This window comes from Neisseria sp. P0008.S004 (genome assembly GCF_051962755.1).
In the GTDB taxonomy this organism is placed as follows: domain Bacteria; phylum Pseudomonadota; class Gammaproteobacteria; order Burkholderiales; family Neisseriaceae; genus Neisseria; species Neisseria subflava_A.
Window position 1 is genome coordinate 110,063 of record NZ_JBQCUZ010000005.1, and the last position, 21,561, is coordinate 131,623.

19 protein-coding genes are annotated in these 21,561 nt (G+C 49.7%); 12 read left to right on the forward strand and 7 right to left on the reverse strand.

What is annotated here, in order from left to right; genetic code table 11:
* Positions 1-104 precede the first annotated feature (104 nt).
* Positions 105-2,150: a TonB-dependent receptor gene (locus ACTHSW_RS06905; protein ID WP_070460769.1), complete on the reverse strand. Its 2,046-nt coding sequence runs from the start codon at positions 2,148-2,150 to the stop codon at positions 105-107.
* 393 nt (positions 2,151-2,543) lie between these two features.
* On the opposite strand from ACTHSW_RS06905, the gene ACTHSW_RS06910 reads away from it, so the two are divergent.
* Positions 2,544-3,164, forward strand: coding sequence for a TetR/AcrR family transcriptional regulator (locus ACTHSW_RS06910; RefSeq protein WP_070460767.1), 621 nt, complete (start codon positions 2,544-2,546; stop codon positions 3,162-3,164).
* A 91-nt stretch (positions 3,165-3,255) separates the two neighbouring features.
* Here the strand turns inward: ACTHSW_RS06910 and ttcA are convergent, their stop codons facing one another.
* Positions 3,256-4,215 (reverse strand): tRNA 2-thiocytidine(32) synthetase TtcA, encoded by a 960-nt coding sequence (gene ttcA, locus ACTHSW_RS06915; RefSeq protein ID WP_107792031.1) that lies wholly within the window; start codon positions 4,213-4,215, stop codon positions 3,256-3,258.
* Between the two features lie 128 nt (positions 4,216-4,343).
* The gene (locus ACTHSW_RS06920; RefSeq protein ID WP_049349838.1) at positions 4,344-4,697 is read right to left on the reverse strand and encodes a RidA family protein; all 354 of its coding nucleotides are present in this window, start codon (positions 4,695-4,697) and stop codon (positions 4,344-4,346) included.
* A 98-nt stretch (positions 4,698-4,795) separates the two neighbouring features.
* Between ACTHSW_RS06920 and ACTHSW_RS06925 the strand changes: the two genes are divergently transcribed.
* The 5 genes from ACTHSW_RS06925 (at position 4,796) to hemB (ending at position 8,710) form a co-directional block, all read left to right on the forward strand.
* A complete protein-coding gene (locus ACTHSW_RS06925) occupies positions 4,796-5,281 on the forward strand; it encodes a YbaK/EbsC family protein (RefSeq protein ID WP_070460765.1) in 486 nt (161 codons plus the stop codon).
* 15 nt (positions 5,282-5,296) lie between these two features.
* Positions 5,297-5,929, forward strand: coding sequence for a DnaJ domain-containing protein (locus tag ACTHSW_RS06930; RefSeq protein ID WP_070460763.1), 633 nt, complete (start codon positions 5,297-5,299; stop codon positions 5,927-5,929).
* Positions 5,930-5,932: 3 nt separating this feature from the next.
* Entirely contained in the window at positions 5,933-6,805 is an 873-nt protein-coding gene (locus ACTHSW_RS06935; protein WP_107769386.1) for a DMT family transporter, read from the forward strand.
* Between the two features lie 160 nt (positions 6,806-6,965).
* Positions 6,966-7,676: a DUF6973 domain-containing protein gene (locus tag ACTHSW_RS06940; protein ID WP_107810999.1), complete on the forward strand. Its 711-nt coding sequence runs from the start codon at positions 6,966-6,968 to the stop codon at positions 7,674-7,676.
* A 32-nt stretch (positions 7,677-7,708) separates the two neighbouring features.
* A complete protein-coding gene (gene hemB / locus ACTHSW_RS06945) occupies positions 7,709-8,710 on the forward strand; it encodes a porphobilinogen synthase (protein ID WP_070460758.1) in 1,002 nt (333 codons plus the stop codon).
* Between the two features lie 190 nt (positions 8,711-8,900).
* Here hemB and lipA read toward each other — a convergent pair whose 3' ends face one another.
* The 3 genes from lipA to ACTHSW_RS06960 all read right to left on the reverse strand — a co-directional run bounded on the left by lipA (position 8,901) and on the right by ACTHSW_RS06960 (position 10,891).
* Positions 8,901-9,884 (reverse strand): lipoyl synthase, encoded by a 984-nt coding sequence (gene lipA / locus ACTHSW_RS06950; RefSeq protein WP_070591250.1) that lies wholly within the window; start codon positions 9,882-9,884, stop codon positions 8,901-8,903.
* Positions 9,885-10,013: 129 nt separating this feature from the next.
* The gene (gene lipB, locus ACTHSW_RS06955) at positions 10,014-10,616 is read right to left on the reverse strand and encodes a lipoyl(octanoyl) transferase LipB (protein ID WP_049352317.1); all 603 of its coding nucleotides are present in this window, start codon (positions 10,614-10,616) and stop codon (positions 10,014-10,016) included.
* Entirely contained in the window at positions 10,616-10,891 is a 276-nt protein-coding gene (locus tag ACTHSW_RS06960) for an HP0495 family protein (RefSeq protein ID WP_049328369.1), read from the reverse strand. The genes lipB and ACTHSW_RS06960 overlap by 1 nt, the downstream gene beginning before the upstream one ends.
* Positions 10,892-11,104: 213 nt before the next feature.
* Here ACTHSW_RS06960 and lon point away from each other — a divergent pair, with 213 nt between their 5' ends.
* The 6 genes from lon (at position 11,105) to ACTHSW_RS06990 (ending at position 19,711) form a co-directional block, all read left to right on the forward strand.
* Positions 11,105-13,564, forward strand: a complete 2,460-nt coding sequence (lon, locus tag ACTHSW_RS06965) for an endopeptidase La (RefSeq protein WP_070625334.1) — start codon at positions 11,105-11,107, stop codon at positions 13,562-13,564.
* A gap of 186 nt (positions 13,565-13,750) precedes the next feature.
* Positions 13,751-14,020: an HU family DNA-binding protein gene (locus tag ACTHSW_RS06970; protein ID WP_070625332.1), complete on the forward strand. Its 270-nt coding sequence runs from the start codon at positions 13,751-13,753 to the stop codon at positions 14,018-14,020.
* A gap of 351 nt (positions 14,021-14,371) precedes the next feature.
* Positions 14,372-14,641 (forward strand): FeoA family protein, encoded by a 270-nt coding sequence (locus tag ACTHSW_RS06975; RefSeq protein ID WP_003746882.1) that lies wholly within the window; start codon positions 14,372-14,374, stop codon positions 14,639-14,641.
* Positions 14,642-14,668: 27 nt separating this feature from the next.
* Positions 14,669-16,537 carry a ferrous iron transporter B gene (gene feoB / locus ACTHSW_RS06980; protein ID WP_070646101.1) on the forward strand — a complete coding sequence of 623 codons (1,869 nt, stop codon included), beginning with the start codon at positions 14,669-14,671 and terminating at the stop codon, positions 16,535-16,537.
* Complete coding sequence (locus ACTHSW_RS06985) at positions 16,534-16,662, forward strand: FeoB-associated Cys-rich membrane protein (RefSeq protein WP_082156001.1); 129 nt, start codon at positions 16,534-16,536, stop codon at positions 16,660-16,662. The genes feoB and ACTHSW_RS06985 overlap by 4 nt, the downstream gene beginning before the upstream one ends.
* 118 nt (positions 16,663-16,780) lie before the next feature.
* On the forward strand, positions 16,781-19,711 hold the full coding sequence (locus ACTHSW_RS06990; RefSeq protein ID WP_440373802.1) for a class I SAM-dependent DNA methyltransferase: 2,931 nt from the start codon (positions 16,781-16,783) through the stop codon (positions 19,709-19,711).
* 154 nt (positions 19,712-19,865) lie between these two features.
* On the opposite strand, the gene mpl is transcribed toward ACTHSW_RS06990, so the two are convergent.
* On the reverse strand, positions 19,866-21,242 hold the full coding sequence (mpl, locus tag ACTHSW_RS06995; protein ID WP_440373803.1) for a UDP-N-acetylmuramate:L-alanyl-gamma-D-glutamyl-meso-diaminopimelate ligase: 1,377 nt from the start codon (positions 21,240-21,242) through the stop codon (positions 19,866-19,868).
* Between the last annotated feature and the right edge of the window lie 319 nt (positions 21,243-21,561).

A 21,561-nucleotide genomic window follows, 5' to 3' on the forward strand; every position in this document is an offset into this window, starting at 1 on the left:
GTTACGGCTGTTTCAGACGACCTTCGTTATTCCAGTCACCGTAGGTAGAGCATTGATGCCCGACCTACGATTGTTTCAGACGGCCTCCATCATTTCAGCCCCGCCTAAAACTTCCATTCCGCGCTCACGCCCACGCTTCTGGGGCGTTGGTAGAGTGCGTCTTGGCGGTCGGCGCTAGAAATGAATATGGGTCGGCGGCGGTTGAACACGTTGTCGGCGTAGAGCGAGATGCGGCCTTGTTTGAAGTTGTAGGCGGTGTAGAGGTTGACTTGGTTGTATGCGCCGATTTTGCCTGATTCGGCATTGTCGGCGGCGGAGTAGTAGCCGCCGTAGAAGCGCACGTCGCCGCCGGCTTCCCAGCCTTTGTCGTTCAGGTATTTCACGCCGATGTTGGCGGTGTATTTGGGCGCACGGCCGAGTTTGTTGCCTTCGATGCCACTGTCGGGATAGCTTTTGATTTTGGTGTTGAGCAGCCCCAGTCCGGTGGTGAGTTTCAGGCTGTCGGTCGCCTGCCAGTCGGCGGCAAGTTCCGCGCCGTAGGTATGGACTTTTTTGGCGTTGCGGATGACGACGGAGTTGGTGCCGAGATAGAAGGGGAGCTGCATGTCGCGGTAGTGGTTCAGGAACAGGTTGCCGGTGAGTTGCAGGCGGTGGTCTGCGCTGCGCCAGCGGGTGTACCACTCGTAGTTGTTCACATATTCGGGTTCATAAGTGTAGGTTACGACAGGGCGGCCGAAGGTGATGCCCGCGCCGCCCGGATTGTAGCCGCGCGCGGCTTTGATGCCGCTGACCCATTGGTCGGTGGGTTTGAAAGCGATGTCGATTTTGGGCAGGAACACGGTCTGGCCTTTGTCTAAATCAAGGTGCAGCGCGCCGCTGCCGCCGCTTCGTTTGTGCGTTTCTTTTTCAAGGCGGGCGGCGGCCGTGATGTCCCATTTTTCGCTGGGGCTGTATGTGGTTTCGGCAAACAGGGCGCGCACGCTGTTGCGGTCGTCAAAGGTGTTGCGGCCGCCGACGCTGCGGATATCTACCCATTCGTCTTGTTTGCTGCGGAAGTAGTGCAGTCCGGCAAGGCCTTTCAGACGACCTTTGTTGGAAAAATGCAATACCGGCTCCCATTGCAGTTCGCGGCCTTTGAGTTCGGCGGGCACGCCTTGCGGGCTGACGGTCATCGGCAGGTGCAGCCGCTCGTTGTGGTAGCGGCCGTAAATCAGTTTGTTTTCCAGTTTCAGATAGTCGTTAAGCTGCCACGATACGTCCCAGATGCCCGATGTCGAGCCGGTTACGAACACGGGCTTTTCTTTTAAAAAGCGGCGGCTGGCGGTGTTGCCCATGATTTCGTTTTGCGGCGCGCGCGAACGGATGTGGTTCAGCGTCAGGCGGCTGTAAAAATCGGGATGGTTTTCGGGCGTGAGCAGGAGTTTGAAGCGCACGTTGGTGTTTTCCACGCGGCGCGGGTTGCCGGTCGGCTCATAGGACACGAACGGTTCGTAGCTTTCGCGTTGCTGCCGCTCCGCGCTCAAGCGGAAGGCAAGGTTGTTTTTCACAATCGGGCCGGACACTACGCCGGCAACATTACGCGTTTTTTGGTTGCCCAAACCCAAGCGCAGCGCGCCTTCCCATTCGTCGGTCGGGTCTTTGGAACGCATCACCACCGCGCCCGCCACCGCGTTCTGCCCGCGCACATGGCTTTGCGGCCCGCGCAAGACTTCCACCTGCTGCATGTCCCACAGCGACTGCGTGCCGAAGGCGAATTCATTGTAAGTGGCGGAGCGGCCGTCTATGGAGAGGTTCAGGCGCGGCCGCGTGCCCGCGAAAAACGCCACCGCGCCGACGGCGGGACCGGAGCCGTCCACACCGCGCACGGTCGGCAAATCGTTGCCGCTGCCCAAGTCCACCGTGTTTACGGTCTGTTTCAGCAGGTCGGTCGCGGAAAGGTTGTGGCCGCTGCGGTCGATGTTCGGCGTGGTGAAGACGCGGTTGGACGTGGCGGTTTCAAAGCCGCTGCGGTTGGTGCGTTCGCCGGTTACGACGACTTCTTCCAACTGCACCTGTTCCGCATCTTGCGCCGCATCGGCGGCATAAATCCATTCGGAGGCGAAAGCGGCAGCAATCAATAGGGGGAGGCGGCGGAGGGTGTGTTTCTGCATTTCCTTATCCTTTCAGACGGCATACGTCGGGGTGGATTGAACATCAGGTAATCCAATTGCTCCGTCAGTATGCAAATATTTGTGTTTACACATTTACATAAAACAAACTATTAATGTAAAGTATAAGAAATAAGAAACAGGAATGCAAGTGTTTATCATTCACTTTGTTTCCCCTCTTATCGTGAATTGTCCAAAAAAATCCCTCTCCTATTTGGGGAAGAAGGTTGGAGGAGGAAAATTATGTAATCTTCATGAATTTAGCCTGCTAAGCATTCGACAGCCTCTATCAGTAGGGCAGTGAAGGAATAAGGAAAGAGGCCGTCTGAAACGCCGCCGTATTGCCATTGCCGCCGTGGGGAAATATGATGAGTATCCGACTTGCGGATAACTTTAATGAAAACCCTTTATGAACAAAATCAAAATCTTCTTACCGTCATGACTGCCAGCAAACAACAAACCATCGCCGACACCGCCCGCCGCCTGTTCCGCGAACATGGCTTTTCCGCCGTATCCGTAGGCAGCATCTGCGCTGAGGCCGACGTCAGCCGCGTCACTTTTTACAAATATTACAGCGGTAAAAACGCACTCTTGCAGGCAATAGTTACCGAGCAGAAAAACCGCGTCCGTGCCGAATTTGAAAATCTGCTTGAACGGCAATGCAGCCTGCGCGAAGCCGCTGAGGCTGTGTTTGCCCTGCAAAAACAATCGTTTGAAGAACTTTATTCCGCCGCTTTCCTGCGCGACATTGAAGAGAACATCGATTTGGAGCTGGAGCGCTTTTTCCGCGAATTGAACGAAGAAAAATACGCCTTTATGCGCGGATTCTTCCATGCTCTGCAACAACGCCGCCTGATTCAGCCCGATTTGCCGGTGGAACTCATCGACCTGTTCATTCGTCAGGCGGATATATTGATGCGCCATCCTCAACTGACCGCGCTTTATGCCGCCGCGCCGCAAAAGCTGCCGCAAGACGTATTGGGATTGCTGCTGCACGGTTTGTCAGGGAAAGAATAGATAAAAAAGAATAGAAAAATTTTAAATATGAATATTCGGACGGCCTTTCGGTAAATAGCTACCGAAAGGCCGTCTGAATGTCTAAACGCGTTTACATACCGCAGGTTTTGGGTTTATTTGCCAAAATATTGATGACTTTGCGTTCGGCTTTTTGCGGTTCGATTTTGATTTCGCTTTCGTCTTCTTCGCTGCCGTCGGAGAAACGTTCCGGCATTTTTTCGCTGTCAAACGCCAAGTCGCCGCCGTGTTTCAGGTTTTGACCGCGTTCCAAGCCGACAAAGTCGAAGAGTTCGGTATCGACTAAATGTGATGGAACGACGTTTTGCAGGGCGGAGAACATGGACTCGATACGGCCGGGGAAGCGTTTGTCCCAATCGCGCAGCATGTCGCCGATAACTTGGCGTTGCAGGTTGGGCTGGGAGCCGCAGAGGTTGCATGGGATAATTGGGAATTGCTTCAGCTCGGCGTATTTGATCAAGTCCTTCTCTTTGACATACGCCAGAGGACGGATGACGATATGTTCGCCGTTGTCGCTCACCAGTTTGGGCGGCATGGCTTTGAGTTTGCCGCCGTAAAACATATTCAGGAACATGGTGGCGAGGATGTCGTCGCGGTGGTGTCCCAAGGCGATTTTGGTGCAGCCCAATTCTTTTGCAGTGCGATAGAGAATACCGCGGCGCAAACGGCTGCACAGCGAACAAGTCGTTTTGCCTTCGTCCAACACGCGTTTAACGGTGGAGTAGGTGTCTTCTTCAACGATTTTGTAGGGAACGCCGATACTTTCGAGATAGGTCGGCAATACTTCTTCAGGGAAGCCCGGCTGTTTTTGGTCGAGATTGACGGCGACCAGTTCGAAATCAATCGGCGCACTGGCTTGAAGCTGGCGCAGAATATCTAAAAGGGCGTAGCTGTCTTTGCCGCCGGAGAGGCAGACCATGATTTTGTCGCCCGGTTCGATCATATTGAAATCGTTAATGGCATCGCCGACGGCGTGGCGCAGGCGTTTGCTGAGTTTGTTGTTTTCTAATTCTTGCTTGGTTTTTTTGGACATGGCTGTTTGTGCTTTGAAATAATAGAAAAATTTAAGGGCGGTATTGTACCTCAAAAGAATAAAGGCCGTCTGAAAAACTGCGCTTGCTTGGTTGAAGCGGCGTTTTCAGACGGCCTGATATTTGTGCTTTATTTGATTTGAAGGGCGGTAATTTTGATTTCAACCTTCCAGTCTGGTGAAGCCAGTTTCGCTTCCACGCAGGCGCGGGCCGGAGCGCGCTCAGGGGCTGTCCATGCGTCCCAGGCTTCATTCATAGCGGCGTAGTCGTTCATATCGGGCAGATAGATGGTAGCTTCTAAAATGTGGGCTTTGTCGGATTGGCATTGTGCGAGCCATGAATCGATTTGCGCCAAAACGTTTTCAGTTTGTGCTTTGGCGTCGGCTTCAGGATTTTCGGGAACCATGCCAGAGAGGAAAACCAAGCCGTTGGCTACGACGGCTTCCGAATAGCGTTTGCTTGTGCCAAGATAGCGGATGTCCATGTTGTCTCCTGATTTCAAAAAGAAGGTATGGTAACATTGCAGTTGTTTACGTTCCACATTTAAGAGGGGCCGTCTGAAAAGGGTGGCGGAAAACAACCATGAGTAAAGCAGAATATCCGGTTACGCAGGCAGTGCGCTTTTTACGCAGTAAGAAAATTGATTTTGTCCCTTATGTTTATGCGTATGAAGAACATGGCGGTACGGCGCGTTTTGCCGAATGTACGGGCAAGCCCGAGCATCAGGTCATCAAAACGATCGTTTTGCAGGATGAGCATAAAAAAGGCTTGGTTGTGTTAATGCACGGCGACAAACATATTTCTACCCGCAATCTGGCGTGCGAACTGGGCTTGAAACACATCGTGCCGGCAACGGCAGATCAGGCGGCGAAATGGACAGGATATTTGGTTGGCGGTACGTCGCCGTTCGGTATGAAAACCGCATTGCCGGTTTATGTGGAAGAAAGCATTTGGGCTTTGGACGAGATTTTTATCAATGGCGGCAAACGTGGGTTTATCGTAGGCATGAAGCCTGAAAACCTGCGGACGCTCAATCCGAAAGATGTTCATGTTGCAGTCGATTCATAAAGGATAGGAATACAGATGGAACAATTAAATTTATACGAAATCTTGGGTGTATCTCAGGATGCTGATATCAGCGTTATCCGCGAGGCTTACGGTAAATTGGTTGCCAATCCGGATATTCAGAAAGATGCGGAGCGTTTCAAAGCCATCGGACAGGCGTTTGAAGTATTGTCTCATCCGGAAAAACGTCTGGCTTATGATGCGGCGATGCAGTACGAGCGTCAGGAAGTCAAAGAAAACAGCTTCAATGATACGGCGGCCAATCATACGGCAAACTATAATACAGGGAACAATAATACGGGGGGCAATATGGTCAATACGTCCAAATCCGAAGTGAAAAACTATGTTTTTATTGCCTATGTGACATATGCCTTGGGCTTGTTTATTTGGTTTACACCCGTCGTCGGTGTGATTTTGGCGTTTATCAAACGCGATGAAGCGCAAGGCAGCATTTACGCCAGCCATATTGATTATCTGATTAAGACATTTTGGGTGTCTTTGATTGGTATGGTTTTAGGGATGCTGACCATACTTATCTTAATCGGTTGGCTGATTTTGGCGGCAACCGGTGTTTGGCTCATTTATCGTGTAGTCGTCGGATTGATTAAACTGAATGAAGATAAGCCTGTTTCTAATCAAGGATGGTTCTAAAGCATGACATATTTATTGGCAAGTATCGTTTGCAGCGTGTTGGTTTCAGTACTGCTGAAAGTGGCGCGCAAGCAAAAAATCAATATCGAGCAAGCGGTGGCGGTGAACTACATCGTTGCCATCACTTTGACCATGCTGGTGTTAAAGCCTGATTTGAGTAATCCGCAGGTATTTTTACCGACTTGGTGGCTTTTTGCGGCATTGGGCATTTTGCTGCCAAGCGTGTTTGTCATTATGGGCAAATCGGTAGATGCGGCAGGTATCGTCAAATCGGATGCGGCGCAACGCTTATCGCTGTTTCTGCCGATTGTCGCTTCATTCACGCTTTTCCATGAGCAGTTGACCGAAGGCCGTCTGATCGGTTTGGTATTGGCATTTACGGCACTGTTTTTCTTGCTTTGGAAAAGCGATGGCGGCAAGAAATCCGGTGGCTTCAGCACGCAAGTAATGCTGCTTTTGGGCGTTTGGTGCGGCTACGGCGTCATCGATATTTTATTCAAACAAGTGGCAAAAAGCGGTACCGCGTTTGCCGGCAATTTGCTGGTGGCGTTTTGTTTGGCCGGCATCTTGATGTTTGGCTACCTGTTTGCCAAAGGAAGCAAATGGACCAAAGAGGGCATAGTAGGCGGTATGATTTTGGGCTGTCTGAACTTTTTGAATATTGTTACCTACATTTCTGCACACCAAATCATGAAGGATAATCCGACTTTGGTGTTTGCGGGTATGAATATTGGTGTGATTGTTTTGGGTACGCTGATTGGTGCGGCAATATTTAAGGAAAAAATCAGCAGCATTAATGCAGCCGGTATTAGCATTGCTATTTGCTCGATAGCCTGCCTGTTTTACTGGCCGCAGATTCGCAGCTTACTGGGTTAAAAATACTCAGGCCGTCTGAAAGTTTTCAGACGGCCTTATTTTTATTATAAAATAGCCATTTATGCGCCGATTTGTCCGTATGGAAATTAATTTGCGCTTACGGGCGTTTCTATGTTAAACAAAGAAGTTGAACTCACACAATAATATCGATAGTTACATCATGAAACATATTAAAAAACACATTCAATGCGCCGTTCTCGGCATGCTGGTATTGTCCGGCTGTCAATCGTATCAGGAAGATCAAAGCCGCCGCAGCAAAATGGCTCAATTCGCGCTTAACCATCCCGTAGCTGCTCAAGTTATCGGCATGGAAGACGAAGGCTTAATCAATATGACCAGTAATGCCACACGCTTTGCCGAGCGTACAGGTTTGGACGACAAAGCAAACGGCGACAGTAGGGGAACACAGGTCAATGCCGTACGCCAAGCATTATGGCAGGCGGCGATTGCTTCCAAATTCGACAGCATTATTGCAGAAAAAGCAGGTAATGCGCGTCTGACGGATATGGAATTGCGTGAAGGTAAAGATGACTACTTCAGCCGCTACCTTGCCGACCAAGCGGTTGATCAGCGCAACAACCGTATCGGCCGCAGTATCGGCAGTGCCAAGCCTGACAGCGATATGAAAACGCTAGCGGCAAGCATTTTGTTCTACTACAACAAAGTAGGCTTATGGACGGCTTCCGAAGTGAAAAACCGTTGGCACATCAAACAGGAAAAACTTTCAGACGGCCAGTATGCCGAGGCATTGAAAAATATCGCCCAATTGGATCAAAACGGCATGACCGAACAGGAACGTAGCGGTTATAAAACCGATACGCTCAGCGAAATCAAGCGTTCGGTTAAGGCCATGCGTCAAGTCGAAGACTGATTTTAAGACTTCATCATTTAAAGGCAATTATTATGAATTTCCCTCCGCGTTATGTCTCAAACACCCGTATGCGCCGTATGCGTAAAGACGATTTTTCACGTCGCCTGATGCGCGAGCATACTTTGACAGCAGATGATTTGATCTATCCGGTTTTTGTATTGGAAGGCCAAAATCAGGAAGAGGCGGTCCCATCCATGCCGGGTGTCAAACGCCAAAGTTTGGACAAATTATTGTTTACCGCTGAAGAAGCACTGAAGCTCGGTATTCCTATGCTGGCTTTGTTTCCTGTGGTAACGCAAAATAAAACCGAGTTTGCGGAGGAGGCTTATAACCCTGAAGGCTTGGTGCCGACAGTGGTACGAACCCTGCGCGAGAAATTCCCAGAGTTGGGTATCATGACCGACGTTGCCTTGGACCCCTATACCATTCACGGCCAAGACGGTTTAACCGATGAAAATGGCTATGTCCTCAACGATGAAACCATTGAAGTTTTGGTAAAACAGGCTTTGTGTCATGCTGATGCGGGCGCACAAGTCATTGCCCCGTCAGACATGATGGACGGACGTATTCTTGCCATCCGTGAAGCCTTAGAAGATGCTGGACATATCCATACGCGCATTATGGCGTATTCGGCAAAATATGCTTCAGCGTTCTATGGCCCGTTCCGCGATGCCGTCGGCAGCTCCGGCAATTTGGGTAAGGCAGACAAGAAAACCTACCAAATGGACCCTGCAAACACTAATGAAGCCTTGCACGAAGTAGCATTGGATATTCAAGAGGGCGCAGACATGGTCATGGTAAAACCGGGTCTGCCATATTTGGATGTCGTCCGTCGAGTCAAAGACGAGTTCGGCGTACCGACTTATGCTTACCAAGTTTCCGGCGAATATGCCATGCTTCAGGCTGCCATTCAAAACGGCTGGTTGGATGGTGAAAAAACCATTTTGGAGAGCCTGTTGTCATTCAAACGCGCCGGCGCTGATGGTATTTTGACTTACTATGCGATTGAAGCGGCAAAATTGTTGAAGAAGTAAAATAAAGAAATAAATCAAAAAGCGGCAAACAGTGTTTATCCTGTTTAGCCGCTTTTTTATATTACTTAAGATTGGCTCAATAGGGCCTGACTAAGGTTTATTTTTTGAAAATCTAAAGAGTTTTGCATAAATAAAGGCCGTCTGAAAAACAGTTACCTGATTTTTCAGGCGGCCTTATATGATTTAAACCTTAGTGGTGGCTGCAACCGCCGTGGGTTTCACGCAAAGCTTCGGCTGCTTGTTCGTCTGCGTGGTAGCTGGAGCGAACCATTGCGCCGATGGCGGCATTGGTAAAGCCTAATTCGTATGCTTCTTTTTCAAAAACTTTGAATTGATCGGGCGTTACATAGCGTAAGACGGGCAGGTGGCCGTCTGAAGGTTGCAGATATTGGCCGATGGTAATCATCTCGATATTGTTGGCACGCATATCGCGCATGATTTCGCGCACGTCCTCGTCTGTTTCGCCCAAGCCGACCATGATGCCGGATTTGGTCGGAATATGGGGCATCATTTCTTTGTAGCGGCGCAGAAGCTCGAGGGAGTGTTGGTAGTTGGCACCCGGACGGGCTTTTTTATACAGGCTTGGATGGGTTTCCAAGTTGTGGTTCATCACGTCGGGCGGGGTTTCTGCCAAGATTTCCAGTGCGATGTCCAGACGGCCGCGGAAATCGGGAACAAGGATTTCGATTTTGGTATTCGGGCTGGTTTCGCGGATGGCTTTGATGCAGTCGGCGAAATGTTGGGCACCGCCATCACGCAGGTCGTCACGGTCGACGGAAGTAATCACGACATAGCGCAGGTTCATGGATTTGACGGATTCTGCCAAGTGTTTAGGCTCGTCAGGATCCAACATATTGGGGCGGCCATGACCAACGTCGCAGAACGGGCAGCGGCGTGTACAAATATCGCCCATGATCATGAATGTGGCCGTACCTTTGGTAAAGCATTCGCTGATATTTGGACAAGATGCTTCTTCGCACACGGTATGCATTTTTTGTTCGCGAAGAATGTTTTTGATTTCAAAGAATTTCTTACCCGGTAATTTGGCGCGGATCCATTCGGGCTTTTTCAATTTTTGTTCCAATGGAACAACTTTAATCGGAATGCGTGCAGTTTTGTCTGCGCCTTTCAGTTTGATGCCGCGTTTAGGGTCGTGTTTTACTTCTTCACTCATGGTGATGTGTTCTTTCTGTCGTTATAAAGGCCGTCTGAAAAGCTTATTGTAGTCTTTATGACCTAGGGGCTTGTGGGTTCAGAGGGGCAGTTAAAAGATGGCGTTGGGGTTGAATATTTTCAGACGGCCTTATGCCAGCTCTTTTTGTAAATGCTTGGTCAGTTTGTCCGAAACTTCTGCCAAGCTGGGTGCCGGAGAGACGTAGTCAGCAATTTGGGTCATTTCCATACCGGCATAACCGCAGGGGTTGATATGGGTAAACGGACTTAAATCCATGTTCACGTTAAGCGCCAAGCCGTGGTAAACGGAGCCGTCTTTGATACGCAGGCCCAGGGAAGCGATTTTACGCTCGCCGACATAAACGCCTGGACGTTTGGGATCGGCGGCTGCTTCGATGCCGTATTCTGCCAAGGTAGCGATGATGCTGTTTTCAAGTGCGGAAACGATATGGCGCACACTGGTCTTACGGCGTTTGAAATTGATCATCGTATAAACGACCAATTGGCCGGGACCGTGGTAGGTAATTTGACCGCCTCTGTCAATTTGGACAACGGGTATATCGTCGCGAATGAGGAGGTGTTCAGGTTTTCCGGCCAAGCCCTGGGTGAATACGGGCGGATGTTCGACCACCCATAATTCGTCTTCGGTGTTTTCGTCACGCGAGGCATTAAATGCCTTCATGGCTTCGAAAGTCGGCAGGTAATCGACCAAGCCTTTGTGCACGATTTTCATTACAGCACCACTTTTACCAATTCGTGTGAAGTCAGGTCGCGGTAAATATTGTCGAGCTGCTCTTGGTTATCAACATTTACTTTGACGGTTGCGCTGGTGTAGTTGCCTTTGCTGCTTGGGCGCGTAGTAATGTGGTGCGGCTCGGTATCGGGAGCATGTTTGCGCACAGTTTCCAAGATGGCGGATTCAAATTCCGGATGAACCGCGCCCATGACTTTTACAGGGAAGGTGCAAGGGAATTCAATTAATGATTTTTTTTCGGTTGAGTCTGTCATGGTTTACTACCTTGTTTGGTTAGCCAGGGCCGTCTGAAAAGTTTTCAGACGGCCCAAAATCCGATATATTTTATCGTAAACGTCCATATCGGGCTATTAAAAATGATGTTTTCGAAAATAGGTGCGGATAAGCTGTTTTCAAGTCTTGAAATGGAGCGCTTCAACCCAATTTTGAGCTACATTCTGATTTAACAATGATTGAGATTTCTAACTATGCCGACAAAAGACAAATATTTCGAGGAATACAGTGCGCTGGCTACCTTGCCTTTACGCGATGTCGTGGTGTATCCGCATATGGTATTGCCGCTGTTCGTCGGTCGTCCTAAATCGATTGCGGCCCTTGAGGCGGCAATGGCCAATGATGATCCGGTTTTCCTGTTGGCCCAGCTTGACCCTAATACAGAAGACCCTAAAGCTGAAGACTTGCACCAGACCGGTACGGTTGCCCAAGTTTTGCAGGTTTTGAAGCTGCCTGACGGTACTGTTAAAGTGTTGGTGGAAGGTATCCGTCGTGCGCGCGCGTTGACGGTTGACGAAACAGGCGGATTGTTTTTGTCCCATGTTGAGGTGATTGATGAAAATAGCGACAAGGACAATCCCGAAATTGAAGCCTTGCGCCGTACCTTGCTGACTCAATTTGAGCAATATGCGAAATTGAACAAAAAAATTCCTGCCGAAGTCATCAGTACCATCAGCAGTATCGATGACAACAGCCGTCTTGCCGATACGATTGCCGCGCATTTACAGCTGAAGTTGGAGCAGCGTCAATATGTGCTGGAGACCGCCGGCATTGTCGAACGTTTGGAATTTCTGCTGGCTCAGTTGGAAGCCGAACTCGACATCATGCAGGTTGAGAAACGCATCCGTGGCCGTGTAAAACGTCAAATGGAAAAATCCCAACGCGAGTATTACTTGAATGAGCAAGTGAAAGCGATTCAGAAAGAATTGGGCGAAGAAGACGAGCGCGGCGAGCTGGACGCGTTGGAAGCAAAAATCAAAGAAGCAGGCATGAGCAAAGAGGCTGAAGAAAAATGTCTGTCTGAATTGAAAAAACTGAAAATGATGCCGCCGATGTCTGCGGAATCTACCGTCGTGCGCAACTACATCGATACTTTGCTTGAGTTGCCATGGAAGAAAAAATCCCGTGTCAGCAAAGATATTGCCAAGGCTGATTTGATTTTGAATGCCGACCACTATGGTTTGGAAAAAGTCAAAGAACGTATTTTGGAATATTTGGCTGTTCAAAAACGTATGGACAAGCTCAAAGGCCCGATTTTGTGTTTGGTCGGTCCTCCGGGAGTGGGTAAAACTTCCTTGGGCGAATCGATTGCCAAAGCTACAGGCCGTCAATATGTGCGTATGGCATTAGGCGGCGTGCGTGATGAAAGCGAAATCCGCGGCCACCGCCGTACCTATATCGGCTCTATGCCGGGCAAAATCCTGCAAAACATGGCAAAAGCGGGTGTAAAAAACCCATTGTTCCTGCTTGATGAAATCGACAAAATGGGCAGTGATTTCCGTGGCGATCCAGCCAGTGCATTGCTTGAGGTGCTTGATCCTGAGCAAAATAACAAGTTTGCCGACCATTATGCCGAAGTCGATTACGATTTGAGCGATGTGATGTTTATTGCCACTTCAAACAGCTTGAATATCCCGACTCCGCTGCTTGACCGTATGGAAATCATCCGTCTGTCCGGTTACACGGAAGATGAAAAAATCAATATCGCCATGCAATACCTTGTGCCGAAACAAATGAAGCGCAATGGTGTGAAAGAGGGTGAGTTGGTGGTTGATGAAAGTGCGGTGCGCGATATTATCCGTTACTACACTCGCGAGGCCGGCGTCCGCTCGTTGGATCGCGAAATTGCCAAAATCTGCCGCAAAGTAGTAATGCAGGTTACCTTGAATGAGGATAAGAAAAAAGCGTCCAAATCCAAAACAGCAAGCAAGGCCAAGCCTAAAGCAATTAAAGTTACTGAGAAAAATCTGCATGACTATCTAGGCGTGCGCCGTTTCGACTATGGCGTGGCCGAAAGCGAAAACCGCATCGGCCAGGTAACCGGTCTGGCTTGGACTGAAGTCGGTGGCGAGTTGTTGACTGTTGAGGCGGTTGCCTTGCCGGGCAAGGGTACGATTCAATGTACCGGCCAACTGGGCGATGTGATGAAAGAATCAGTATCGGCCGCATGGTCGGTTGTCCGTTCCCGTGCCGAATCAGTGGGTCTGGCTCCTGATTTTTACGAGAAGAAAGACATTCACGTCCATGTGCCGGAAGGTGCGACGCCGAAAGACGGTCCAAGCGCAGGTATTGCCATGACTTTGGCGATGGTTTCTGCCTTTACCAAAATTCCGGTGCGTGCGGATGTGGCGATGACCGGTGAAATCACTTTGCGTGGCGAAGTGTTGCCGATCGGCGGTTTGAAAGAAAAACTGCTGGCTGCTTTGCGCGGCGGCATCAAGCATGTATTGATTCCGAAAGACAACGTCAAAGATTTGGAAGAAATCCCTGAAAATGTCAAAACCGGTCTGACCATCCATCCGGTCAAATGGATTGATGAAGTGTTGGCTTTGAGTCTGGAAACTCAGCCTGAGCAATGGGTTGCCGAATTGGCAGTTGCCGAGACCGTGCAAACTCCTAAGACAAAGTCAAGAACAAAAGCAACCAAGCATTAAGTTGGCCGTCTGATGTTGCAAAAAATGTGGTTTTGCCCTGAATGCCCCAAAAATAGGGCAATTCCACATTTTTTACTTGACATGATAATTTCAGAATTGCTATAAAGTGCGTATGTGCTTTGAAAGCGCTCAAGCCCCGAGTATTCGGGCATTTCATCATCTTTATACGATAGGAAGGGACTAATTGTGAACAAGTCTGAATTGATCGAAGCAATTGCTCAAGAAGCCGGCATTTCCAAATCTGCTGCGCAAAAAGCTTTGGATGCTACTACTAATGCCGTAACCAACGCATTGAAAAGCGGCGACACTGTTACTCTGGTCGGTTTCGGTACTTTCTACGTCGGCGAACGCGCCGAACGTCAAGGCCGCAACCCAAAAACTGGCGAGCCTTTGACTATTGCTGCTGCTAAAACTCCTAAATTCCGTGCCGGTAAAGCATTGAAAGACGCTCTGTAATTTAGAGTCTTTCCCTGAATGGGAATAAAAAACCGATTTGATTCGGTTTTTTATTTTGAAGGCCGTCTGAAACCTTTCAGATGGCCTTTAGTTTGTTGAGTGCATAAAAAGGCTGAAATCCTAATGATAAAAGGATTTTAGCCTTTTTAGTTTATCTTGTTACATTTGATTTTTATATTGATATACCTTATCATTAAGGGAAACAATAACAGTATTCAAAACAAACCGCACTTATCGAAAGAAGGGGCAAATAGCCATTCGTAAACAATCTTTCAAATGTGCTACACATTCATCATACTTCTCACGTTTTTTCAATAATCTATTTTTAAAACAAAAAGAAAAGAGAGACTTATGTCTGCTGTTCCTTTGTCGCGCCTGAAAAAAGGCGCAGTCGTACATATTGATTCCATTGCTCCCAATCCTGTTTTTGGTGATTTGGATACCTTGGTAACCCGTCGTCTTGCAGATTTGGGTTTTTCCAGCGGAATGCCGTTGCAAGTGATTGCAGTGGGTGGTTTTGGGAGAGGCCCGTTTGCGGTACGTTTGGGTAACCAATCTCAATTTTCCCTGCGTTCGGAAGAGGCCGGGAAGATTATGTGTCGTATCGTTGAGGCCGTTTAAGGCCGTCTGAAAGAATAAGGAAAAATGATGGAACTAAGCTATTTTGCCTTGATTGGCGCGCCAAACTGCGGCAAAACCGTTTTGTTCAACGGTTTGACCGGCTCACATGCCAAGGTTGCCAATTATCCGGGCGTAACTGTCGATAAGCGCGAGGGCGCCTTCCTCGACGACGAGGCCGTCCGCATTATCGACCTGCCGGGCACATACAGCCTACGCACGACCAGCCCCGACGAAGCGGTGGCGAAAGATGTAATGGTAGGCAAGATGGGCATTCCGCCCGATGCCATTATTGCCGTTGCCGACGCGACCAACCTGCGTATGACCCTGCGCATGATTTTGGAACTGAAAACGCTGGGACTGCCTATGGTGGTGTCGCTGAATTTGAGCGACGTGGCCCGCAAAAGGGGCTTGAATATCGACGCGGCCAAACTGAGCGAGTTGTTGGATGCACCTGTTTTGGAAACAGTTGCAGTGAGCGCGTCGGGTGTACAGGCTGTACGCGAAGCCGTGGCGAAGCTGCCGCGCAAACGCTCTTTCCCCGCAAACCCCGCCTCTGCCGAACGCACGCTCGATGCGCTGGATAGCGACAAACTTTATCAAGAAGTCGAATCGATTTTGGCACAAGTGGTACGCACCCAGATGACGCTGCCCGCATGGCACAAAAAACTCGACGACATCGTGCTGCACCCCGTCTGGGGCATGATTATGCTGCTGGTCATCCTGTTTATGGTGTTCCAAGCGGTTTACACATGGGCGGCGCCGATTATGGACGCCATCGAAGGTGGCTTTACCGCGCTGGGCGAATGGATAGGCGCCAACATGGAGCCGGGCATCCTCAACGATTTGCTGGTCAACGGCGTCATTGCCGGTTTGGGCAGCGTGTTGGTGTTCCTGCCTCAGATTACGATTTTGTTTGCCTTTATCCTGCTATTGGAAGACTCAGGCTATCTGCCGCGTGCAGCCTTCCTGCTGGATAACATCATGGCAAAAAGCGGTTTGTCCGGCCGTTCGTTTATTCCCCTTTTGTCCAGCTTTGCCTGTGCCGTTCCTGCCGTGATGTCGGCGCGTACCATTAACGACCCGCGCGAACGCCTTGTTACCATCGCGGTTGCGCCGTTGCTGACTTGTTCCGCACGTTTGCCGGTGTATGCGCTGATTATCGCCGCTGTTATTCCTGACCGTACAGTGGGTGGGATTTTCAACCTGCAAGGCCTGACATTGTTTATTCTTTATATCGTAGGCATTCTGTCGGCCGCATTGGCAGCGTATATCATGAAACGCTTGGCGCGGATGAAAGGCAATGTGCAACAATTCCCACTTTTGATGGAATTGCCGACTTTCCGTACGCCTAACTTCAAACACATCATGACCAGCTTGTGGGATAGGGTAAAAGCCTTCCTGAAACGCGCGGGTACCATCATTTTTGCGTTGGCCGTGGTTCTGTGGGGCTTGGTAAGCTGGCCGCAACCGCCTGAAGGCGCAACCGGTGCCGCCATCGATTACAGCTTGGCAGGTACGCTTGGTCATGCTATTCAGCCGTTTTTTGCACCTTTGGGTTTTACTTGGGAAATGTGTATCGCCATGATTCCGGGTATTGCCGCGCGCGAAGTGGTCGTTGCCGCATTGGGTACCGTTTATGCCGTCAGCGCGTCGTCTGAAGATGCCGTACAAAACGCATTAATTCCCATCATACACAACAACTGGGGCTTGCCGACCGCCTTTGCCTTCTTGGCTTGGTATGTGTATGCTCCGATGTGTGCCGCGACTTTGGCCGTAATTAAACGCGAAACCAAATCCACGAAAAATATGCTTATGATTACAGGCTATTTGTTCCTGATGGCTTATTTTGCCGCATTCGTGGTTTACCAAATTTCTTCAAGGATACTATCATCATGACTCAATATATTATCGTCGGCTTGATTATGCTCACTTGCGTATTCTTCCTCTTGCGAAAATTCGTGTTCAAACCGAAAAAACGCGACTGCAGCAGCGGCTGTGGCAAATGCGGTGGTTGCGGTTAAATATTGATAACCAGAAAGAATAAAGGTCGTCTGAAAAGAGGTTTCAGACGACCTTTTTAACGCAAACCGTTATAATAACGCCCCATCCATTTACACAATACATTCATTCCATAAAGTCATGAAAACCTTGCTCCAACTCCAAAGCGCCGCACAAAATTTCGCCGACCACTATAAAAACCAAACCGACGAACGCCGTGAAAAAGACACCTTTTGGAATGAATTTTTTGCGATTTTCGGCATAGACCGCAAAAACGTCGTCCACTTCGAATATGCCGTTAAAGACCCGAGCAACAACACCCAATTTGTCGATGTCTTTTGGGAAGGCATCTTCCTGGCAGAACACAAATCCGCCAACAAAAACCTAGCCAAAGCCAAAGAACAGGCGGAGCGTTATTTGCAGGAAATCGAGCGCACCAAGCCGTCTGCATTACCTGAATATTACGCCGTCAGCGATTTTGCCCATTTCCACCTTTATCGTCGCGAGCCTAAAGAAGGCGTAGAAAACCAATGGCAATTCCCGTTGGAAGCATTGCCCGAATACATTACGCGCGGCGTTTTCGACTTTATGTTCGGCATCGAAGCCAAAGTCCGCCAAATTCAAGAAGAAGCCAACATTCAAGCGGCGACGGCGATTGGCAGACTACACGATGCCTTGCAGGAAGAAGGCATTTATGAAGAACACGAACTCAGGCTCTTCATCACGCGCCTGCTTTTCCTCTTTTTTGCCGACGACAGCGCCGTTTTCCAGCGCAACTACCTCTTTCAAGACTTTTTAGAAAGCTGCAAAGAGGCCGATACGCTCGGTGACAAGCTCAATCAACTCTTTGAATTTCTCAACACACCCGACCAAAAGCGCAGCAAGACCCAAAGCGAAAAATTTAAAGGTTTCGAATACGTCAACGGCGGCCTTTTCAAAGAACGCCTGCGCACTTTCGACTTCACTGCCAAGCAGCACCGCGCCTTAATCGACTGCGGCAATTTCGACTGGCGCAACATCAGTCCAGAAATCTTCGGCACGCTCTTCCAATCCGTCATGGACGCGCAAGAGCGGCGCGAAGCAGGCGCACATTACACCGAAGCCGCAAATATCGACAAAGTCATCAACAGCCTCTTTTTAGAAAACCTGCGCGCCGAATTTGAAGCCGTCAAAGCCCTCAAACGCGACAAAGCCAAAAAACTCGCCGCCTTCTACCAAAAAATCCAAAACCTGCAATTCCTCGACCCGGCCTGCGGCTGCGGCAATTTCCTTATCGTTGCCTACGACCGCATCCGCGCCCTTGAAGACGACATCATCGCCGAAGCCCTCAAAGACAAAGCAGGCGGCTTATTCGACAGCCCGTCCGTCCAATGCCGTCTGAAACAATTCCACGGTATCGAAATAGACGAATTCGCCGTCCTTATCGCCCGTACTGCCATGTGGCTCAAAAACCACCAATGCAACATCCGCACGCAAATCCGCTTCGACGGCGAGGTCGCCTGCCATACGCTGCCGCTCGAAGATGCCGCCGAAATCATCCATGCCAACAGCCTCCGCACACCTTGGCAGGCGGCGGACTACATCTTCGGCAATCCACCCTTTATCGGTTCGACCTACCAAACCAAAGAGCAGAAAAACGACCTCGAAAGCATCTGCAGCCATATCAAAGGCTACGGCCTGTTGGATTACGTCTGCAACTGGTATGTCAAAGCCGCCGGCATCATGGCGCAGAATCCCCAAGTTCAGACGGCATTTGTCTCCACCAATTCCATCTGCCAAGGCCAGCAGGTCGAAATCCTTTGGGGCAGCCTTTTGAACCAAGGCATCGAAATCAACTTTGCCCACCGCACCTTCCAATGGACGAGCCAAGCCGCAGGCAAAGCCGCCGTCCATTGCATCATCGTCGGCTTTAGCCGCAAACCGCAAACGTCGTCTGAAAACGGCGGCGCAAACGCTTCGGCAAATCCCGCTCTGCCCAAATACCTCTACGACTATCCCGACATCAAAGGTGAACCCCAAAAACACGCCGTAGCCAACATCAATCCTTATCTGATTGATGCGCCCGATTTGATTATTGCCAAGCGCAAAACCCAAATCAGTGGGGAAATTGAAATGCTTTATGGTAATAAGCCGACCGACGGTGGCAACCTTATCCTTTCCTCCGATGAAAAAGAAACCTTAATTGCCGCTGAACCCTTAGCGGAACAATACATCCGTCCCTTTATCGGCGCCGAGGAATTCCTCAACGGCAAAACCCGTTGGTGCCTGTGGTTTCACGGCGTATCCGACGTCAAACGCAACTACGACCTGAAACAGATGCCCAAAGTCCAAGCCCGTATTCAGGCGGTTAAAGCCATGCGCGAAGCCAGCAGTAAAGCCTCCACGCAGAAAAAAGCGGCTACCCCGTGGCTCTTCGATGAAATCCGCCAGCCTTCAGACGGCAATTATCTGATTATTCCACGCGTATCTTCTGAAAGCCGCCGTTTCGTCCCCATCGGTTATCTGTCGCATCAAATCATCATCAGCGATTCATCGTTTATGCTTCCAAACGCCACCCTCTACCACTTCGGCATCCTCTGCTCAACCATGCACAATGCCTTTATGCGTACTGTCGCAGGCCGTCTGAAAAGCGATTACCGCTATTCCAATACCGTTGTGTACAACAACTTTCCCTTCCCAGAAAGCTGCTGTAAACCTAACGATGACGAAACTGCCTGTCAGGAAGCTTCGGGCAAAAAAGGCGAAACGTCGAGGCCGTCTGAAAACAATCCCCTCCGTTCCGCCATCGAAGCTGCCGCCCAAGCCATCCTTGACATTCGCGAGAAATACCGAGCCGATGCGCTTGCCAACGATCTGCTTCCTCCTACGCTCGCCGAACTCTATGCGCCCGACGCAGGCTATCCCGATCTCGTCAAAGCACACGCCGCCCTCGACAAAGCAGTAGATAAAGCCTACGGCTACAAAAAAGGTAAAAACACCGACGACGAGGCAGAACGCGTCGCCTTCCTGTTTGACCTATACCGAAAGGCAATAGAAAGCGAAAACACCAAGCTGCCTAAAAAAACTAAATAAAGGCAAATGGCAAACCCGGCTTGGTTTATAACCAAACCTGATTCGCCGGAAATATCGGTTTTTCCCCATCTCATTACTTCACAACAAAAAGGCCGTCTGAAAACCAAATTCCGGTTTTCAGACGGCCTCACTCATTCCAAACTTTTAACCAACCTTATTTCAACGCTTCCAGCAGCTTTCCGTGTATTCCGCCGAAACCGCCATTGCTCATGACCAAAATATGGTCGCCTGCTTCGGCATTTTTCACGATTTCGGCAACAAAGGCATCGAAGTCTTGACCGACGTGCAGCTTGCCGCCTAAAGGCGCGAGGGCTTCGGCGACGTCCCAGTCCACGCCGCCGGCGTAGCAGAATACTTGGTCGGCATCGTTTAAGCTTGCGGGCAGGGCGGCTTTCATGGTGCCGAGCTTCATGGTGTTGGAACGAGGCTCGAGGACGGCGAGGATGCGTGCGTTACCGACGCGCTGACGTAAGCCTTCGATGGTGGTTTCGATGGCGGTCGGATGGTGGGCAAAGTCGTCGTAAACAGTGATGCCGTTCACCGTGCCTTTGATTTCCATACGGCGTTTGACATTTTTAAATGCACTTAAAGCTTCGCAGGCCGTCTGAATATCGACTCCGGCATGACGTGCGGCAGAGATAACGGCGAGGGCGTTCATGCGGTTGTGTTCGCCCATCAGTTCCCAAGCGACGTGTCCGACCGTTTCGCCGTGATGGCGTACATCAAACGAGCCGTCAGCATGGACGCTACCAACTTGCCAGCCTTGTTCGGTACCGAATTTCTCTACGGGCGTCCAGCAGCCTTTGTCTAGAGTATCTTGCAGGCTTTGCTGCTGGCCGTTGCAGACAATGAGGCCTTCAGACGGCACGGTGCGTACCAAATGATGGAATTGTGTTTGAATGGCGCCCAAATCGGCAAAAATGTCGGCGTGGTCGAATTCCAGATTGTTCAAAATGGCGGTACGCGGACGGTAGTGTACGAATTTGGAGCGTTTGTCAAAAAAGGCAGTGTCGTATTCGTCGGCTTCGATGACGAAAAACGGCGATTTGCTGTTCGGATCTTGGCGCGGAGTTTGCGGCAGACGGGCAGAAACACTGAAGTTTTCCGGTACGCCGCCAATCAGGAAGCCCGGTGCGAGTCCGGCATATTCTAAGACCCATGCCAGCATGGAGGCGGTAGTCGTTTTGCCGTGTGTACCGGTTACGCCGAGTACCCAATGATAGTGTAATACGTTTTCAGCAAGCCATTGCGGGCCGGAAATATAAGGCAGGCCTTTATTCAAAATGGCTTCAATCACATCCATGCCGCGTTTGACGACATTACCGATAACGTAAACGTCGGCTTTAAATTCGTCCAATTGAGCGGCATCAAAGCCTTCGTGTACGTCTATGCCCAAGGCTTCAAGCTGGGTGCTCATCGGTGGATACATTTTGGCGTCGCAACCGCTGACTTTAAAACCTGCTTCTTTGGCAATAGCTGCTACGCCGCCCATAAATGTGCCGCCGATACCGATAATGTGGATGTGTTTCATGATAAGACTGTCTTTGGATAAATTAATTGTAAAGCCGTCATTATAACGGAGTTTGGATAAAGGGGTCGTCTGAAAAGTTAGACAACAATAAGAATAGGAAAAAAATACGAGGGATTTGATTTTAAAAGGAGGGCGTTGAGGTTTTGCAAGTATGGGATTGGGTAAGCAATACTTTGGAAAGAGTTATTTGATACGGTAAAGTCGTTCATGAAGGTCAAGGGAAGCATTGCCTTGAATTCATCCATGCTTGATAGCGTGAGGTTTTTGGTAATAGGTTTACCTGGATAGACTTTAGAGAATGGGGGTATTCAATAATGCC

Coding starts and splice junctions, on each gene's coding strand:
- ACTHSW_RS06905 (WP_070460769.1), bottom strand. CDS start 2,150: ATGCAGAAACACACCCTCCGCCGCCTCCCCCTATTGATTGCTGCCGCT.
- ACTHSW_RS06910 (WP_070460767.1), top strand. CDS start 2,544: ATGAAAACCCTTTATGAACAAAATCAAAATCTTCTTACCGTCATGACT.
- ttcA (WP_107792031.1), bottom strand. CDS start 4,215: ATGTCCAAAAAAACCAAGCAAGAATTAGAAAACAACAAACTCAGCAAA.
- ACTHSW_RS06920 (WP_049349838.1), bottom strand. CDS start 4,697: ATGGACATCCGCTATCTTGGCACAAGCAAACGCTATTCGGAAGCCGTC.
- ACTHSW_RS06925 (WP_070460765.1), top strand. CDS start 4,796: ATGAGTAAAGCAGAATATCCGGTTACGCAGGCAGTGCGCTTTTTACGC.
- ACTHSW_RS06930 (WP_070460763.1), top strand. CDS start 5,297: ATGGAACAATTAAATTTATACGAAATCTTGGGTGTATCTCAGGATGCT.
- ACTHSW_RS06935 (WP_107769386.1), top strand. CDS start 5,933: ATGACATATTTATTGGCAAGTATCGTTTGCAGCGTGTTGGTTTCAGTA.
- ACTHSW_RS06940 (WP_107810999.1), top strand. CDS start 6,966: ATGAAACATATTAAAAAACACATTCAATGCGCCGTTCTCGGCATGCTG.
- hemB (WP_070460758.1), top strand. CDS start 7,709: ATGAATTTCCCTCCGCGTTATGTCTCAAACACCCGTATGCGCCGTATG.
- lipA (WP_070591250.1), bottom strand. CDS start 9,884: ATGAGTGAAGAAGTAAAACACGACCCTAAACGCGGCATCAAACTGAAA.
- lipB (WP_049352317.1), bottom strand. CDS start 10,616: ATGAAAATCGTGCACAAAGGCTTGGTCGATTACCTGCCGACTTTCGAA.
- ACTHSW_RS06960 (WP_049328369.1), bottom strand. CDS start 10,891: ATGACAGACTCAACCGAAAAAAAATCATTAATTGAATTCCCTTGCACC.
- lon (WP_070625334.1), top strand. CDS start 11,105: ATGCCGACAAAAGACAAATATTTCGAGGAATACAGTGCGCTGGCTACC.
- ACTHSW_RS06975 (WP_003746882.1), top strand. CDS start 14,372: ATGTCTGCTGTTCCTTTGTCGCGCCTGAAAAAAGGCGCAGTCGTACAT.
- feoB (WP_070646101.1), top strand. CDS start 14,669: ATGGAACTAAGCTATTTTGCCTTGATTGGCGCGCCAAACTGCGGCAAA.
- ACTHSW_RS06985 (WP_082156001.1), top strand. CDS start 16,534: ATGACTCAATATATTATCGTCGGCTTGATTATGCTCACTTGCGTATTC.
- ACTHSW_RS06990 (WP_440373802.1), top strand. CDS start 16,781: ATGAAAACCTTGCTCCAACTCCAAAGCGCCGCACAAAATTTCGCCGAC.
- mpl (WP_440373803.1), bottom strand. CDS start 21,242: ATGAAACACATCCACATTATCGGTATCGGCGGCACATTTATGGGCGGC.